Below are 16138 nucleotides of genomic sequence, written 5' to 3' on the forward strand. Positions count from 1 at the left end.
CTACATTCTCGTCGCCCGGATCGTGATGTCCGACTGTGCGAGATCGGGCCGTCGGGGAGAAAGGGGCGCGGAGTCGTGAGCGCTTCGTCGAACTGCATCGAGAACTACATCGCGGCCATGTTCGCGTACGAATTCATGGACGGCGGTGTCGACCTGGACTCGCTCGAGCGCATCCACCGCGGTGACGTCCGCGACTGGGTCGGTGCCGTCGCGGGATCGGGTCTGTTCACCAACGCGCAGGTTGCGCGCGTCGATGCCGGTTGGCGTCACGATCCCAAGTCGCTCCTCGACACGCTGCTCTCCGAGGCCGACGAGATGACCGTCAAGCGGTGCGAGATGACGTGGGCCGCTCTGGACCGCATCGAGTCGCCCGCCGAGCGTCGCGAGCTGGTTGCCGTCGGTGGCTACAGTGCCGCGGTGGCGCCGGCGTCCACGACGATCGCCTGATCGTCGGTCAACATTCGAAACCGAACCCCGGCAGCACGGCAGGCCTCGACCATTCGGGCCGCCTCGCTGCCGGGGTTCGCCGTATCCACGGACCCGTCGGCGGTGGCCGCGCAGTGCGGCACGATCGAGAAGTCGACGAAACCCAGCCCGTCCCACCGTGGTTCGACGCCGCACACGGGCGCCACCTCACCCGGATCGTCGGCGCTGTCGATCCCGACCAGTGACGGCGACATGATGCACGCCCCGGCGCTGTACCCCGCATAGGCCAGCCGTCCGTCGCGGACCAGGGCGGCGAGTACCGCGTCGCCGCCGCTGCGCGCCAACTGTGCGCGCAGCACGAACGTGTTGCCGCCGCGCACCCACACCGCCTTGAATCCCGACAGCGTGTCCGCCAGCCGCTCCGGGGCGCCGACGTAGTGGCGCAGATCCACCTCGGTCGGGGTGAACCCGAGCCTGCGGAGCGGGACGACGTCGCTCACCAGAGCCGACTCCCGCGCCCGGGCCGGCCACGCGTCCGCGGCGTTCGCGATCACCGCGATCGGCCCCGGCCCGCCCACGAGCTCGACGAACCGGTCCACGTGGGTGCCGAAACGATACGACGACAGGAACAGGCGCACGGGTCAGATCGTGAAGGCCAGGTGGTCGACGATCCGGCGACCCACCTCGGTGTCGCCGCCCAGTTCGAACTCCGGTACGTGCTCGGCCGCTGTCGTGCGACCGGTCGCCAACCGCGTGAACAGGCGCGAATCCATCGCGATCCCCGACGTCGCCGGCCCGGACAGCTCCGGCACCACCGCGGCGCGTCCGTCGACCTCCACGTGCAGCGTGCGGGCCAGCGGTCCGGACAGCTCGAACGCCACCCGGGCGCCCTCCGGGGCGTGGCCCAGCTTGCCGACGACGAAGCCGAGTGCACCGGCGATCTCCTGGAACGCCAGGTTGCCGCGCGAGCCGCCCTCGTCCCCGGCGGGACCGCCCAGCGCATCGCGGATGTCGTGCTCGTGAATCCAGCAGTCGAACAGCCGGATTCGCATGAAGCGGCCGTACGTGGCCGGTCCGGCCGGGGTGACGGCGGCCGCGTCGAAATCGTCCTGCGTCATGTCGCCGAGCACCTCCAGCCGGCTGGAGGTGATCTCCCGGAACATCGCGAGGATCTGCGGCCCGGTGTGGGCGCGCAGCCCCTCCACCCAGCGTTCGTTGAGCGCGCCGATCTCGTTGCGCACGTGGGCCAGTCCGTGCACGTCGATCGCCGTCGACGGCGGTTCGAGGCCGGACAGCATCGACTCCGTCCCGATGATGTGCGAGACGACGTCGCGCACCGTCCAGCCGGGCAGCGCGGTCGGGGTCAGCCAGGCGTCGCCCTGCACGGTGGAAAGCACGTCGTCGAGCACCGCCCACTGCTCGGACAGTGCGTCGACCAGAATGCCCTGGGGGAACTCGCTCATCTGTCACTCTCCGTTTCCGCCGCGGGGAGGTCGACTACCTCACCTCGATCGACACTCTGCCAGTCGCGGCCCCGCACGTACGGCTCCAGCGCAAGTCCGATGTCCGCGGCGTCCGACGCGCCCTTGATCCGCTGGATCTCGTAGACGTGCGGGAACTCGAGCAGTTCGGTGACGGTGTTCCAGAGCCGCACCGCGGCCTCACCGGAGGGCGGATCGATCAGCACCGGGCCGAAGAACGCGGTGCCCTGGACGAACAGCGTCGGCACCCCGAATCCACCCGCCGCCACCACCCGGTCGTGATCCGCGCGGACGTCGTCGTGCGTGGTGGGATCGGCGAGAGCGGCGTCGAGTAGCGCCGGATCGAGGCCCAGGCGCTCGAGCAGGCCGCGGGCCACCGTCGGGTCGTGCGGTTTGCCGCCGTCGACGTGCAGCAGGTGACCGGTCGCGAAGTACCACCGGTCCAGCAGATCCATGCTCTCGCGGCGCAGCAGCGCACCGACCCGCATCAGAGACCACCCGTACGACCACTCGCGCTCCCACGGGTGCTTCTGGTCGTCGCGGCGGTTGATCTCCTCGAGGCTGAAGAAGCGCCACGCGATGTCGATGCCGGTCTCGGCGCGTACGTGCCGGATCCAGCGCGACGCGTGGAACGCGAACGGGCACATCGGGTCGAAATGGAAGTCGACCGAGGTGATCGGCTCGGCGTCGGTACCCCTGTCCGTGGCCACCCTGCCACTCTAGGACCGATCGACGGCCGAGGCGACGACTCGACACGCAAACGTCGTACCGGGTCGGCTTTTCGAACGATTCGGGCGAAACCGCTCCGGAGATGCAGCCGAAGGTGGACCATCGACGCAGACCGATCGTGCGAATCACCGTTCACATGAGGAGCCGCCGTGTTTCCGGGAACCTTCGTCGCCGGCACGCCCGACAAGCCGGCGGTCATCCGCCCCGCCACGGGTGAGCAGCTCACCTACCGGCAGCTCGACGAGCGGTCACTGCGGCTGGCCCGGTACCTGCGCGCGATCGGGATGCGGCCGGGCGATCACCTCGCGGTGGTCGCAGGCAACGACCTGCGGGTGCTCGAGGTGTACTGGGCGGCGCTGCGATCCGGGCTTTACATCACCGCCGTCAACTGGCATCTCACCCCGGCCGAGGCGGCGTACGTCGTCGACGACTGCGAGGCGTCGGCACTGGTCGTCTCGGCGGACGCGGCCGCGGCTCTCCCGGTGGAACCGACCGAGCTCCCGAAGGTGCGGTGCCGATTGGTGTTCGGGGGAGCGGTCGACGGCTACGACGACTACGAGGCGGTGCTCGCGCAGCAGTCGGACGAACCGCTGGAATCCCAGCCGCGCGGGCAGGACATGCTGTACTCGTCGGGCACCACCGGCCGGCCCAAGGGGATCAAACCGCAGCTGCCCGAGGGGCAGGTACACGAGACCGTCGACCCCTACACCGCGGTGTTCGCGCCGATGTACGGCTTCGACGCCGACACCGTCTACCTGTGCCCGGCACCGCTGTATCACGCTGCGCCACTGCGCTTCTGCGGCACGATCAATTCCGTCGGCGGGACCGTGATCGTGATGGACCGGTTCGACGCGGCCGAAGCGCTCGCGCTGATCGAGCGGCACCGCGTCACGCACAGCCAGTGGGTGCCCACGATGTTCGTGCGGATGCTCAAGCTGCCCAGCGAGATTCGCGACCGCTACGACGTGTCCAGCATGCGTGTCGCGATCCACGCCGCCGCCCCGTGCCCGGTCGAGGTCAAGCGCGCGATGATCGACTGGTGGGGCCCGGTGATCCACGAGTACTACGCGTCGACCGAGGGGGCGGGCGCGACGTTCATCGACAGCGCCCAGGCGTTGGCCCGCCCCGGGTCGGTGGGCCGCGACGGGGTCCTCGGCATCGTGCACATCTGCGACGAGGCGGGGCACGAACTGCCGACGGGGGAGATCGGCACCGTGTACTGGGAGCGCGACCAGGTCCCGTTCGAGTACCACAACGATCCCGTCAAGACGGCGTCAGCGCAGCACCCCGACCATCCGACGTGGACCACGAGCGGCGACATCGGCTACCTCGACAACGACCGCTTCCTGTATCTCACCGACCGCGCGGCGTTCACCATCATCTCCGGCGGGGTCAACATCTATCCGCAGGAATCCGAGAACGTCCTCACCCTGCATCCGAAGGTGTACGACGTCGCGGTCATCGGCGTGCCACACGACGAGATGGGGGAGGAGGTCAAGGCGGTCGTCCAACTGGTGGACGGTGTGACCGGGAACGCAGACATCGAACGCGAACTGCTCGACTACGTCCGTGAGCGCGTCGCGCACTACAAGGCGCCCCGATCGATCGACTTCGTCGACGACCTACCGCGCACCCCGACCGGGAAACTCGTCAAGCACACCCTGCGCGCGCGGTACGTCCCGGCGTAGGGATCGGCGCGGGGTCACAGCTCCCGGAAGTGCTCCTGCAGGACGGCGGCGTGACTGTGGTCGAGGTCCTTGGTGGCGGTGAGCAGGACGAGGGGACGGTCTCCCGCGAGGGTCAGCACGCGCTCCACGGCGCTGCGTCCCTCCGCGGATTCCAGCTCCGTGAGATAGCGGGAGCGAAACTCGCCGAACTCTGCTATGTCGTGGCTGTACCACCGCCGCAGATCGGTCGACGGCGCGAGGTCCTTCGCCCAGTCGTCGTAATGGAACGAATCCTTGCGCAACCCGCGCGGCCACAGCCGGTCGACGAAGACTCGGAAACTCGGTTCCGCGGCCGGATGGTCGTACACGCGTTCGATGTCGACGGCCCGAGTGGGCATCTCCGAACCTCCGTTTCTTGGGCCTACCCGGACGCGACGTTACGTCCGTGTGAAATGGTGAGCTGTATCACAAAAAGTGTCTCTTACAGTGGTATACCTCTGTTCGGACTCGATTCAGACACTCCGGCCGACTTGCGCGTGCCCCTTGCTCACGGTAGTTCTGCTTACCATCGTGGACCACTTGCATCGGTCGGGTCATCGTCCGTCGATCGCTCGATAGTTGCCGCCCGTCGCGGCAGGCACACCATCTACCGCAGGAAGTCGAAACATTGGATACATCGAAGAGCGCGGCACAGGTGCGCCCATCGGTCGGTGTCGTTCGGGAGACGAGCGACGGCGAACGACGGGTGGCATTGGTGCCCAAGGTTGTGGCGTCACTGGCCGCCAAGGGAGTCGACGTCGTCGTCGAGCCCGGTGCCGGACTGGGTGCCTTGATTCCCGACGAGCTGTACAAGGAGGCCGGCGCCACCATCGGTGACGCGTGGACCTCCGACGTCGTCGTCAAGGTCGCACCGCCGTCGGACGAAGAGGTCGGCAAGCTCCGCTCCGGGCAGACGCTGATCGGCTTCCTCGCCCCGCGCAACGCCGAGAACCAGATCGGTGCGCTGTCCGCGGCCGGTGTGAGCGCGTTCGCCGTCGAGGCGATTCCGCGCATCTCCCGCGCCCAGGTGATGGACGCGCTGTCGTCGCAGGCGAACGTCGCCGGCTACAAGGCCGTCCTCGTCGCGGCGTCCGAGTCCACCCGCTTCTTCCCGATGCTGACCACCGCGGCCGGCACCGTGAAGCCCGCGACCGTCCTGGTCCTCGGCGTGGGTGTCGCGGGTCTGCAGGCGCTGGCCACGGCCAAGCGTCTCGGTGGCCGCACCACGGGTTACGACGTGCGTCCCGAGGTGGCCGACCAGGTCCGCTCGGTCGGTGCGCAGTGGCTCGACCTCGGCATCGACGCGGCCGGCGAAGGCGGCTACGCCCGTGAGCTGACCGACGCCGAGCGCGCACAGCAGCAGCAGGCGCTCGAGGATGCCATCAAGGGCTTCGACGTCGTCATCACCACCGCGCTGGTGCCGGGCCGCCCCGCGCCGCGCCTGGTGACCGCCGCTGCCGTCGAGGGCATGAAGCCCGGCAGCGTCATCGTCGACCTCGCCGGCGAGACCGGTGGCAACTGCGAGCTCACCGAGCCCGGCCGGACGGCCGTCAAGCACGGTGTCACCATCTGCTCGCCGCTGAACCTCCCGGCGACGATGCCCGAGCACGCCTCGGAGCTGTACTCGAAGAACGTTGCGGCCCTGATCGAGCTGATGCTCGACGAGAACGGTGCGCTGGCACCCGACTTCTCGGACGAGATCCTCGCCGGTGCGTGCGTGACCGGATCGAAGGAGACCCCCTAGATGTACACCGAACTTCTGGCGAACATCGCGATCCTGGTCCTGGCCGGGTTCGTGGGCTTCGCTGTCATCTCGAAGGTGCCGAACACGCTGCACACGCCGCTGATGTCGGGCACCAACGCCATCCACGGCATCGTCGTGCTCGGCGCGCTGGTCGTTCTCGGCCACCTGCCGTCCGACGCCCCGTGGTCGATCAAGATCATCCTCTTCGTCGCGCTGGTGTTCGGCACCCTGAACGTCGTCGGCGGCTTCGTCGTCACCGACCGCATGCTCGCGATGTTCAAGCCGAAGAAGGACGCGCCTGCCGTGAAGAAGGGGGCTGACGCCTGATGAGCTACCTCGTCTCCATCCTGTACATCGTCGCGTTCGCGATGTTCATCTACGGTCTGTCGGGCCTGACGGGCCCGAAGACCGCGGTGCGCGGCAACTACATCGCTGCCGTCGGCATGCTGATCGCGGTCGTCGCGGTCCTCATCGACATCCGCGACACCGACCACTGGGGCCTGATCATCGGTGGTCTGCTCGTCGGTATCGTCCTCGGCGTCCCGCCGGCGCTGCGCACGAAGATGACGGCGATGCCGCAGCTCGTCGCGCTGTTCAACGGCGTCGGCGGTGGCACGGTCGCGCTCATCGCGTGGGCCGAGTTCCTCAACTCCGACGGCTTCACCACCGTCGAGACGGTGCCGTCGGTGCCGTTCATCGTCGGCTCGCTGTTCGCCGCCATCATCGGTTCGGTCTCGTTCTGGGGCTCGCTGGTCGCGTTCGCGAAGCTGCAGGAGCTGTTCAACAAGAACTTCGAGAAGAAGGTCGTCGCCTCGGCGAAGGCGTTCCAGCTGGCGAACATGATCCTTGCGGTCGTCTCGGTGGGCATCGCGATCTACATCGGCATCCAGGCCGACCCGGCCAACGATCCGACGTCCGCGCTGTGGATCGTCGGCCTGCTCGTCGCCGCCGGCGTCATGGGTCTGTTCGTCGTGCTGCCGATCGGCGGCGCCGACATGCCCGTCGTCATCTCGCTGCTCAACGCGCTCACCGGTCTGTCGGCCGCGGCCGCGGGTCTCGCGCTCAACAACCAGGCGATGATCGTCGCCGGCATGATCGTCGGCGCGTCCGGCTCGATCCTGACCAACCTCATGGCCAAGGCCATGAACCGCTCGATCCCCGCGATCATCTTCGGCTCGTTCGGTGGCGGTGACGCCGGCGGCCCCGGCGGCGCGGCATCCGGCGGCACCGTCAAGGCCACGTCCGCGTCGGATGCGGCGATCCAGATGGCGTACGCCAACCAGGTCATCGTCGTCCCCGGCTACGGTCTCGCCGTCGCGCAGGCCCAGCACGCGGTCAAGGAGATGGCGGCCCTGCTCGAGGAGCGCGGCGTCGAGGTCAAGTACGCGATCCACCCGGTCGCCGGCCGCATGCCCGGTCACATGAACGTCCTGCTCGCCGAGGCCGACGTCGCGTACGACGCGATGAAGGAGATGGACGACATCAACGGCGAGTTCGCGCGCACCGATGTCACCGTCGTCATCGGCGCCAACGACGTCACCAACCCGGCCGCACGCAACGACTCGAGCTCGCCGATCTACGGCATGCCGATCCTCAACGTCGACCAGTCCAAGTCGGTCATCGTGCTCAAGCGCTCGATGTCGTCGGGCTACGCCGGCATCGACAACCCGCTGTTCACCGCAGACGGCACCTCGATGCTGTTCGGTGACGCCAAGAAGATGGTTTCCGAGGTCACCGAGGAGCTCAAGGCCCTGTAGGCCTCGGCGCATCACGGAAGACGAAGACGGCAACTGGCGGACGCGTCCCCCTCCGCCCGTCAGCTGAAGGGTCCCTTCACTCGCTCCCAGCGGGTGAAGGGACCCTTCCGCCGTTTCAGCCGACCGCGACGGCGCGGGTCGCGGGCCGGTCCACGATGCCGGCGAAGCGGGCCGCGACCAGGACGCACACCAGCGGCACCACCATCGCGACCGTGAGCGGCACCAGGTGGGTGAGCCAGCCGATGGTCGCCGGCCCGGCGAGGAAGCCGATGTACCCCATGCCCACGACGCGGGACATGTTCGCCCCCGCAGCCCCGGCCCCGAGGTTTCCGGCCGCGGTGAAGATCTGCGGCACGCACCCCGACAACCCGAGCCCGAACAGGGCCCAGCCGAGCAGCGTCGTCGGCAGCCACGGCGACACCACGACCGTTGCCATCCCGGCCGCCGCGATCAGCGTCCCGTACCGGACCACGGCGACCGGACCGAGCGCCGAGCTGACCCGGTCCGCGGTGAACCGCCCCACCGTCATCGTCAGCGAGAACGCGCCGAACGTAAGCGCGGCCACCGACGCCGGGACGTCCAGGTGCTCCTTGACCTGCAGGGTGGACCAGTCGTTGGCGACGCCCTCGGCGAGCATCAACGCGAACGCCACCGCGCCCAGCGCAAGCGCCCGTGGCGAGTACCGCCCGCGCCGGCGTTGCCCGTGAGGTTCGGGCTGCGGATGCGCCGACGGCGGAAGCAACCGCGCGGTGCACAGCGCCACAGCGGCGAGGCCCAGCGCCGACGACGCGGCCAGCGTGACGGCCGGTGACCAGCCGGCCCCGATGGTGACCGCGCCGATGAGCGATCCGACGACGCCCCCGATCGAGAACATGCCGTGGAACGCGGACATGATCGGGCGGCCGTACTCGCGTTCGGTGAGGACGGCCTGCGAGTTCATCGACACGTCCAGGGCGCCGTTGCCGAACCCGAACACCAGCAGCGCCAGACCCAGCTGCCACGCCGTGGACGCGAGCCCCGGTCCGATCACCGCGATCGACAGCAGGATCCCGCTCAGTGCGACCAGCAGTCGGCTGCCGTATCGGTCGGCGAGCGGCCCCACCAACTGCATCCCGGCGATCGCGCCGAGCGCGAGGAGCAGAAGCAGCGACCCGAGCGTCGAGTGGGCGATGTTCGTCCGGTCCTCGATCGCGGGAATGTGCACCACCCACATCGCGAGCAGGAAGCCGTTGATGCCGAACACACCGAAGATCGCGGCGCGGGCGGCGGTCAGGTGGCGCGGGCGCGGTGTCGGGGTGTCCACGTTCCCCTTTGTACCGAATCCCGCGCGCAGCTGAAGGGACCCTTCGTGCGCTGACAGCTGCTGAAGGGACCCTTCAGCTCGCGAGCGGAGCGAGCGAGGGGCGGATGGGGGGGAGCGAGTTCAGAGCAGGGCGAGGAGGCAGGTGACCGGGTCGTGGAGCGTCGCCCCGAGGTCCACGAGGAACCGCGACGCCTGTTCGCCGTCGACGAGGCGGTGATCGACGGTGAGGCCGAGTGTCGTGACGTCCCGCGCGACGATGTCGTCGCCCACCACCCACGGCCGCCTCGTGATCGCGCCGAGCGCGAGGATCGCGGCCTCACCCGGGTTGAGGATCGGGGTGCCGGTGTCGATGCCGTAGACGCCGACGTTGGTGATCGTGATCGTTCCGCCGGTGAGGTCGGACGGCGTCGCCCGTCCGGCCCGCGCAGTGTCGGTGAGTGCGCGGATCGCCTGGCACAGCTCGGACAGGGGCAGCCGGTCCGCGTCCTTGACGTTCGGCACCATCAGGCCTCGCTCGGTGGCGGTCGCGATGCCGAGGTTCACGTAGTGCTTGGTGACGATCTCCTGCGCGGCCTCGTCCCACGCCGAGTTCAGCGACGGATGCGCCCGCAGCGTCAGCAGCAGGGCCTTGGCGACCAGCGTCAGCGGGGTCACGTGCAGGCCGTCGAACGCGGCCGCTGTGCGCAGTCGCTCGAGCAGCCGCACCGACTCGGTGACGTCGACGGTGAGGAACTCGGTGACGTGCGGTGCGGCGGCGGCGCTGGCGACCATGGCCGCCGCCGTCTCGCGTCGCACCCCGCGGATCGGCGTCCGCGTCTCGCGGGCGTCCTGGGCGTCGCGGCGGGCGTGGACGGCGCCCGACCGAACTGCCGGTGGCCGGGACACGTGCGGCTGCGGACGTCGGCGTCTGCTGACGGTGGGCTCTGACGGTCCGTAGCCGACCAGCACCGCGTCCCGGCGGGGAGCCGGGGGAACCTCGTCCTCGTCGCCGGCCGTCTCGACGCGGATGATGGGCGTCCCGACCGGCACCGTGGTCCCGGGCTGCACGAGCAACTCTCGCACCACCCCGGCGAACGGCGACGGAAGTTCCACCGATGCCTTCGCTGTCTCGACCTCCCCGATGGTCGCGTTGAGTGCGACGGTGTCTCCGACCGCGACGGCCCACGACACCAGTTCCGCCTCGGTGAGGCCCTCGCCGAGGTCGGGCAGCCGGAACTCCTCGAGGCGGCTCATGCGAGCACCTCGTCGACGGTGGCGAGGATGCGGTCGGCGTCGGGCACGTGGTGATGCTCGAGTTTCGCCGGCGGGTACGGGATGTCGAAGCCGCCGACCCGCCGCACCGGCGCCTCGAGCCGGAAGAAGCACCGCTCGGACACCCGCGCCGCGATCTCCGCGCCGAGGCCCACGAAGACGGGAGCCTCGTGCGCGACGACGAGCCGTCCGGTCCGCTGCACCGACTCCTCGACGGCCTCGAAGTCGATCGGCGCCAGCGAGCGCAGATCGACCACCTCGAGCGAGGTGCCCTCGTCGGCGGCGATCGCGGCGGCCTGCAACGCGGTCGGCACCATCGAGCCGTACGAGACGACCGTGACATCGGCGCCGGGCCGGGCGATCCGCGCGCGGTGCAGCGGCAGATCCGGCGGGTCGTCGAGGTCCACGGCGCCGCGGTCCCAGTAGCGCCGCTTGGGTTCGAGGAACACGACGGGGTCGTCGAGCGCGATCGACTGCCGGATCATCGCGAACGCGTCGGCCGGGGTGGCGGGGCAGACGACGCGAAGCCCCGCCGTGTGCGCGAAGTACGCCTCGGGGGACTCCGAATGATGCTCGACGGCACCGATCCCGCCGCCGTACGGGATGCGAATCGTCAACGGCGCCTTCACGTGTCCGCGGGTGCGGTAGTGGATCTTGGCGACCTGCGAGACGATCTGGTCGAACGCCGGGTAGACGAAGCCGTCGAACTGGATCTCGCAGACGGGCCGGTATCCGCGCAGCGCCAACCCGAAAGCCGTTCCCACGATCCCGGATTCGGCGAGTGGGGTGTCCATGACGCGCGCCGGGCCGAAGTCCTTCTGCAGCGCGTCGGTGATGCGGAAGACGCCGCCGAGCTTGCCGATGTCCTCGCCCATCAGCACCACCTTGGGGTCGTCCTCGAGTGCCCGGCGCAGCCCGGCGTTGAGTGCGGCGCCCAGCGTCAGCGTGGTCCTCGGTGTCGCGCTCGTGGTGACGGTCATGACGCTGCCTCCTCGCCGGTGGTCAGGGTGTCGAGGTAGGCCCGGTAGGCGGCGCGCTCCTCGTCGATCAGCGGATGCTCGGTGGCGTACACGTGCTCGAACAACTCGTCCGGTCCGGGATCGGGCGCCTCCAGCGCGCCGGCCCGCAGCCGGGCGGCGACGTCGTCCGCCCGTCCCTGCACTCGGGCGTCGAACTCGGCGTCGAACAGGCCCTCGCGCTCGAGGAGGCGCCGCATCCGGTCGATCGGGTCACGGGCCCGCCACAGCTCCGACTCCGCGGCGGTGCGGTAGCGGGTCGGGTCGTCGGACGTGGTGTGCGGACCCATCCGGTACGTGACGGCCTCGACGAACGACGGTCCGCCGCCGTCCCGCGCGCGGCGGGCTGCCTGGCGGGTGACCGCCAGCACCGCGAGCACGTCGTTGCCGTCGACCTGGACCGCGGGCATGCCGTATCCGGCGGCACGCGCCGCGATCGGGGTGGGGCTCTGCAGGTGGACGGGTTCGCTGATGGCCCACTGATTATTTTGGCAGAAGAACACCACCGGGGCCGCGAGGCTCGCCGCGAAGCCCAGTGCCTCGGACAGATCGCCCTGACTGGTCGCGCCGTCCCCGAAGTACACGACGGTGGCGATCTCGGCGCCGTCCAGGTGCGCTCCCAGCGCGTACCCGGTCGCGTGCAGACCCTGCGCGCCGACCACGATCGCGGGATTGGTCATGTTCACCGTCGCCGGATCCCAGCCGGAGTGCGCGCACCCCCGCCACATCCGGGTCATCACGTCCGGGTCGACGCCCCGGCAGTGCGCGACGGCGTGCTCGCGGTAGCTCGTGAAGATGTAGTCGTCGCGCTCCAGCGCGCGTGCCGACCCCACCTGGGCGGCCTCCTGGCCGAGCAGCGGCGCCCAGATGCCCAGTTGGCCCTGCCGCTGCAACGCGGTGGCCTCGGTGTCGATCCGCCGCGATACGACGAGATCCTCGTACAGGGCGCGCAGCTGCTCGGGCCCGACGTCGGACACCAGCGCGGCGTAGTCGGGCCGGTGCACGCGCTGTCCGTCGGGTTGGACCAGCTGCACCGGGAAGGCGATTCTGTCGGCCATCGTCGGTCACCTCGTCGCATCGATCCGGGTCCGCCTCGTGAGCGGATGTCCGAATGGGTGTGCTCTACCTCACAGCATCCACCGTTCGGCGATCTGCGCAAGCGAAGTCGCAGCGATTCAGCACGATGCACGGTTTCGGGGGGTGAAACGGTGGCACACTGCGAAAGATGACCACTCTCGACGCCACCGACGCCCGTCTGCTGCTCGAGCTGTCGCGCAACCCCCGGGCCACGGGCGTGGAACTCGCGCAACGGCTCGGGCTGTCGCGGAACACCGTGCAGGCGCGGCTGTCCCGCTGGGAGGGGTCGGGGGCGCTCGGTGGTTTCGACCAGCTCGTCGATCCCCGGGCGCTGGGCTACCCGCTGGCGGCATTCGTGTCGACGCGGGTCGACCAGCACCAGCTCGACGCGGTGGTGGATGCGCTCGCCGACATCCCCGAGGTGGTCGAGGTCTACGGCATGACGGGGCTGACCGACCTGTCGGTCAAGGTGGTGGCGACCGACGCCGACGACCTCTACCGGTTGGCCGGGCAGATCCTCAAGATTCCCGGCGTGGAGCGCACCAACATGGCGCTCGTGATGCGCGAACTGGTCGGGCCGCGCACGGCGCCGCTGCTCGCGCGCGCCGCGCACGGTCGTGGATCGCAAACACCCGCGCGGGGGCAGCCCGGCGACTAGCATCGTCGGACGGGCGTCGACCGGGGGTGCGGGATTCGACGGAAATGACCGGCATGACGAATCGATCGATCCGAACAGCGGATACAGAATGCGGGACACCGGAGGGGAGTGGTGCGCAATGAGTGTTGTCGGCCTCGACGAGGACGCCGTCGCGAGCTGGATCACCGGTCTCGGTGTGGGCGCACTCGCGCCGCTGTCGTTCGAGCGCATCGGTAGCGGGCAGTCGAATCTCACCTTCGCAGTGCGCGATTCGGGGGGCGGCCACTGGGTGCTGCGGCGCCCGCCGCTCGGGCAGTTGCTGGCGTCCGCGCACGACGTCGGCCGCGAGTACCGCATCCTGGCCGCGCTGCAGGGGACCGGTGTCCCGGTGCCGAAAATGCTTGGTTTGACCGACGATCCGGCGATTACCGATGTGCCTCTGGTGCTGATGAGCTACGTCGACGGGATCGTGATCGACGACGAATCGGTAGCCGAGCGCCTCGACCCCGAGCGCCGACGCGCCATCGGGCTCTCGCTGCCGAAGGCGCTCGCGAGCATTCACCGGGTGGATCTCGAGAGCGCGGGTCTCGAGGGCCTGGCCAGTCACAAGCCCTACGCCGAGCGGCAGCTCAAGCGGTGGTCGGCCCAGTGGGAACAGTCCAGGACCCACGATCTGCCCGCGATCGAGGACTTGGCGGCGCGCCTCGCCCGCAACGTCCCCGAGCAGACCGAGACCACTCTGGTACACGGCGATTTCCACCTGAGCAACGTCATCACGTCCCCCGAAGAGGGCCGGGTCGTGGCGATCCTCGATTGGGAACTGTGCACGCTGGGCGACCCGCTCGCCGACCTCGGAGGGCTGCTGGCGTACTGGCCGGAGCGTGGTGACGGTGTGCGGGGGCCGTTCATGGCGTCGACGCTCGACGGCTTCCCGACCCGCGACGAACTGGTCGAGGTGTACGTGCACGAGACCAAACGCGACGTCTCGGCGGTCGGCTTCTGGCATGTGCTCGCGCTGTGGAAGCTCGCGATCATCGCGGAGGGTGTGTTGCGCCGGACTCTCGACGATCCGCGCAACCGGGCCGAACGGGGCGGCCCCACAGCGGAACTCATCGACGACGTCGTCAGGCGCGCGGTCGCGACGGCGGACGCGGTGGGGTTGAACTGACCGGGCGTCAGTCCACCTCGAACATCAGTAAGGTTGCGGCGCTGCGAATTTCGGGTGGAATCGGCGCAGGCTGCCGGGTGTCGGGATCGACGTAGACGTGCACGAATCGTCCGGTGGCGGACAGTTCCAGGAATCCCTCCGCGTCCTCGCGGAAGACCGCCAAGGCGTACACGATGTCGGAGACCTCGATGCGCTCGACGGACAGGCCCACGTGCAACTGATCGGGGAACGACAGCTCACGCACGAACCGGCACGAGGCCTCCGTCACGATCCCGATCGCGGGTAGCCGTCGGACGTCGAGGCCGGTACTCGCCATCAGCCATCCGTTGATCGCGGTATCGAAATACGAGTAGTAGGAGACGGCGTCGACGTGCCCGTACTGGTCGCCGTCGGCCCACCGCGTCGGCACCGGCCACAGTGCCGGAAACGCCTCGGCCCGCGGTTCGGGCTCGTCGGGGGCTGCCATGAAACCGACGATAGCGCCTGCGATTCGGTCAGCGCAGCTCGTCGTCGCGCCGCAACAGGGCGGGCACGGCGAACCACAGGGTGCCGAAGACCAGTGCGGTGCACGCACCGATGAGCTTGGCGACCCAGCCACCGACCGCGACCTCCGCGACGATCAGCACGGTGCCGACCATGGTCGCGGCCAGGAAGACCGAGCCGGCCAGCGCGCAGCGGTTGGCCTGACGCAGGATGTCCTCGCGCCGACGGTGCCGGAACAGGATCCGATGCCACACCGCCGGGGCGATCAGCAGTGCCGACGACATGGCGGCGCACAGCACCGTGGCCAGATGCAGGGTGCGGACGTAGTCGGACTGTTCCTGGTAGACCTCGGTGAACACGATCGCCAGCAGGAACGCGAACAGGATCTGCACCCCGGCCTGTTGCACGCGCAACTCCTGCAGCAGCTCGCTGAAGTTGCGGGCGAGGCGCGTGCTCTGCGGTTCGTCCGGGTCGTGCGGCGGCAGGCCGGCCATCGGGAACTCCTAGGCCTTCGAGGGGGCCCTCGAGAACTCCGACGCGCGGCGGATCTGCTCATCGGTCGGGCGCACCCCGGTGTACAGCGTGAACTGCTCCGCCGCCTGCAGCGCGATCACTTCCGCGCCGGTGATCACGGTCTTGCCGGCCGCCGTCGCGAGCCGGACCATCGGAGTCTCGGCGGGCATCGCGACGACGTCGAAGACCGCCTCCGCGGCGTGGACCGCGTCCTCCGGAAACGGCAGTGCGTCGGATTCGGCGCCGCCGGCCATCCCGACCGGGGTGGCGTTGACGAGCAACTGCGGATGGGCGGCCCCGAGCTCGGGAAGCCACTCGAAGCCGTACGTGCGGGCCAGGGCCGGTCCGGTCTCGGCGTTGCGTGCGACGACCGTGACGGTGCGGAACCCGGTATCGCGCAGCGCGGCCACCACGGCCTTGGCCATGCCGCCGCTACCGGCGACGGCGACCGTGAGCTCCGATCGCAGCTCGGCGCGGTGCAGCAGGTCGGCGACGGCCTGGTAGTCGGTGTTGTAGGCGTGCAGTTCGCCGTCCTCGTTGACGATCGTGTTCACCGAGTCGATCGCCGACGCCGACGGGTGCACCACGTCGACATGCTCGATGCACGCCTCCTTGAACGGCATCGACACCCCGCATCCGCGGATGCCGAGCGCGCGGATCCCGGCGATCGCGGCCGGGAGATCGGTGGTGGTGAAGGCCTTGTAGACGAAGTCGAGGCCGAGCTCGTCGTACAGATAGTTGTGGAAGCGGGTGCCGATGTTGCTCGGCCTGCCCGACAGCGACATGCACAGGCGGGTGTCCTTGCTGACATCTCCGGTGATCGTTCGGCTCACCCGTCCACGCTAAC

At 69.4% G+C, this 16138-nt stretch carries 18 protein-coding genes; 7 read left to right on the forward strand and 11 right to left on the reverse strand.

Going from position 1 to position 16138, the window contains the following annotated elements:
* Window positions 1-75: 75 nt before the first annotated feature.
* Window positions 76-447 carry a hypothetical protein gene (locus tag C7H75_RS09340; protein WP_005514112.1) on the forward strand — a complete coding sequence of 124 codons (372 nt, stop codon included), beginning with the start codon at window positions 76-78 and terminating at the stop codon, window positions 445-447.
* On the opposite strand, the gene C7H75_RS09345 is transcribed toward C7H75_RS09340, so the two are convergent.
* Genes C7H75_RS09345 through C7H75_RS09355 form a run of 3 tightly spaced genes read right to left on the reverse strand, consistent with a single transcriptional unit; the run spans window position 405 to window position 2584 of the window.
* Window positions 405-1064, reverse strand: a complete 660-nt coding sequence (locus tag C7H75_RS09345; RefSeq protein WP_106851277.1) for a Type 1 glutamine amidotransferase-like domain-containing protein — start codon at window positions 1062-1064, stop codon at window positions 405-407. The genes C7H75_RS09340 and C7H75_RS09345 overlap by 43 nt on opposite strands.
* A 3-nt stretch (window positions 1065-1067) precedes the next feature.
* Window positions 1068-1889 carry a maleylpyruvate isomerase family mycothiol-dependent enzyme gene (locus C7H75_RS09350; protein ID WP_106851278.1) on the reverse strand — a complete coding sequence of 274 codons (822 nt, stop codon included), beginning with the start codon at window positions 1887-1889 and terminating at the stop codon, window positions 1068-1070.
* Complete coding sequence (locus C7H75_RS09355) at window positions 1886-2584, reverse strand: mycothiol-dependent nitroreductase Rv2466c family protein (RefSeq protein ID WP_233281917.1); 699 nt, start codon at window positions 2582-2584, stop codon at window positions 1886-1888. Before C7H75_RS09355 ends, C7H75_RS09350 begins: the two co-directional genes overlap by 4 nt.
* 201 nt (window positions 2585-2785) lie before the next feature.
* Between C7H75_RS09355 and C7H75_RS09360 the strand changes: the two genes are divergently transcribed.
* Window positions 2786-4324, forward strand: a complete 1539-nt coding sequence (locus C7H75_RS09360) for an AMP-binding protein (RefSeq protein ID WP_106851280.1) — start codon at window positions 2786-2788, stop codon at window positions 4322-4324.
* A gap of 14 nt (window positions 4325-4338) precedes the next feature.
* Here the strand turns inward: C7H75_RS09360 and C7H75_RS09365 are convergent, their stop codons facing one another.
* Window positions 4339-4701 carry a DUF488 domain-containing protein gene (locus C7H75_RS09365; protein ID WP_005514105.1) on the reverse strand — a complete coding sequence of 121 codons (363 nt, stop codon included), beginning with the start codon at window positions 4699-4701 and terminating at the stop codon, window positions 4339-4341.
* 269 nt (window positions 4702-4970) lie between these two features.
* Here C7H75_RS09365 and C7H75_RS09370 point away from each other — a divergent pair, with 269 nt between their 5' ends.
* The 3 genes from C7H75_RS09370 to C7H75_RS09380 are packed head-to-tail and all read left to right on the forward strand — an operon-like array spanning window position 4971 to window position 7843.
* Window positions 4971-6086, forward strand: a complete 1116-nt coding sequence (locus tag C7H75_RS09370; protein ID WP_037084388.1) for a Re/Si-specific NAD(P)(+) transhydrogenase subunit alpha — start codon at window positions 4971-4973, stop codon at window positions 6084-6086.
* Window positions 6087-6413 carry an NAD(P) transhydrogenase subunit alpha part 2 gene (locus tag C7H75_RS09375; RefSeq protein ID WP_005514102.1) on the forward strand — a complete coding sequence of 109 codons (327 nt, stop codon included), beginning with the start codon at window positions 6087-6089 and terminating at the stop codon, window positions 6411-6413.
* Complete coding sequence (locus C7H75_RS09380; protein WP_005514100.1) at window positions 6413-7843, forward strand: NAD(P)(+) transhydrogenase (Re/Si-specific) subunit beta; 1431 nt, start codon at window positions 6413-6415, stop codon at window positions 7841-7843. Before C7H75_RS09375 ends, C7H75_RS09380 begins: the two co-directional genes overlap by 1 nt.
* Window positions 7844-7958: 115 nt before the next feature.
* Here the strand turns inward: C7H75_RS09380 and C7H75_RS09385 are convergent, their stop codons facing one another.
* From C7H75_RS09385 to pdhA, 4 genes are all read right to left on the reverse strand, one after another.
* Window positions 7959-9146, reverse strand: coding sequence for an MFS transporter (locus C7H75_RS09385; protein ID WP_106851281.1), 1188 nt, complete (start codon window positions 9144-9146; stop codon window positions 7959-7961).
* A 120-nt stretch (window positions 9147-9266) separates the two neighbouring features.
* Complete coding sequence (locus tag C7H75_RS09390) at window positions 9267-10379, reverse strand: dihydrolipoamide acetyltransferase family protein (protein WP_106851282.1); 1113 nt, start codon at window positions 10377-10379, stop codon at window positions 9267-9269.
* On the reverse strand, window positions 10376-11377 hold the full coding sequence (locus C7H75_RS09395) for an alpha-ketoacid dehydrogenase subunit beta (RefSeq protein ID WP_106851283.1): 1002 nt from the start codon (window positions 11375-11377) through the stop codon (window positions 10376-10378). The genes C7H75_RS09390 and C7H75_RS09395 overlap by 4 nt, the downstream gene beginning before the upstream one ends.
* A complete protein-coding gene (pdhA, locus tag C7H75_RS09400; protein WP_084848407.1) occupies window positions 11374-12471 on the reverse strand; it encodes a pyruvate dehydrogenase (acetyl-transferring) E1 component subunit alpha in 1098 nt (365 codons plus the stop codon). Before pdhA ends, C7H75_RS09395 begins: the two co-directional genes overlap by 4 nt.
* A gap of 167 nt (window positions 12472-12638) precedes the next feature.
* Here pdhA and C7H75_RS09405 point away from each other — a divergent pair, with 167 nt between their 5' ends.
* Together C7H75_RS09405 and C7H75_RS09410 are read left to right on the forward strand one after the other, a co-directional pair.
* Window positions 12639-13148: an Lrp/AsnC family transcriptional regulator gene (locus C7H75_RS09405; protein WP_044990797.1), complete on the forward strand. Its 510-nt coding sequence runs from the start codon at window positions 12639-12641 to the stop codon at window positions 13146-13148.
* A 118-nt stretch (window positions 13149-13266) separates the two neighbouring features.
* Window positions 13267-14295 (forward strand): phosphotransferase family protein, encoded by a 1029-nt coding sequence (locus tag C7H75_RS09410; RefSeq protein WP_013415596.1) that lies wholly within the window; start codon window positions 13267-13269, stop codon window positions 14293-14295.
* A gap of 7 nt (window positions 14296-14302) precedes the next feature.
* On the opposite strand, the gene C7H75_RS09415 is transcribed toward C7H75_RS09410, so the two are convergent.
* The 3 genes from C7H75_RS09415 to C7H75_RS09425 are packed head-to-tail and all read right to left on the reverse strand — an operon-like array spanning window position 14303 to window position 16124.
* Window positions 14303-14761: an acyl-CoA thioesterase gene (locus tag C7H75_RS09415; protein ID WP_084848406.1), complete on the reverse strand. Its 459-nt coding sequence runs from the start codon at window positions 14759-14761 to the stop codon at window positions 14303-14305.
* A 28-nt stretch (window positions 14762-14789) separates the two neighbouring features.
* Window positions 14790-15272: a DUF6328 family protein gene (locus C7H75_RS09420; RefSeq protein WP_005514086.1), complete on the reverse strand. Its 483-nt coding sequence runs from the start codon at window positions 15270-15272 to the stop codon at window positions 14790-14792.
* Between the two features lie 9 nt (window positions 15273-15281).
* On the reverse strand, window positions 15282-16124 hold the full coding sequence (locus C7H75_RS09425; protein WP_022595092.1) for a shikimate 5-dehydrogenase: 843 nt from the start codon (window positions 16122-16124) through the stop codon (window positions 15282-15284).
* Window positions 16125-16138 lie beyond the last annotated feature (14 nt).

The sequence above is a fragment of the Rhodococcus (subgen. Prescottella) equi genome, assembly GCF_003013675.1.
Taxonomy (GTDB): Bacteria; Actinomycetota; Actinomycetes; order Mycobacteriales; family Mycobacteriaceae; genus Prescottella; species Prescottella equi.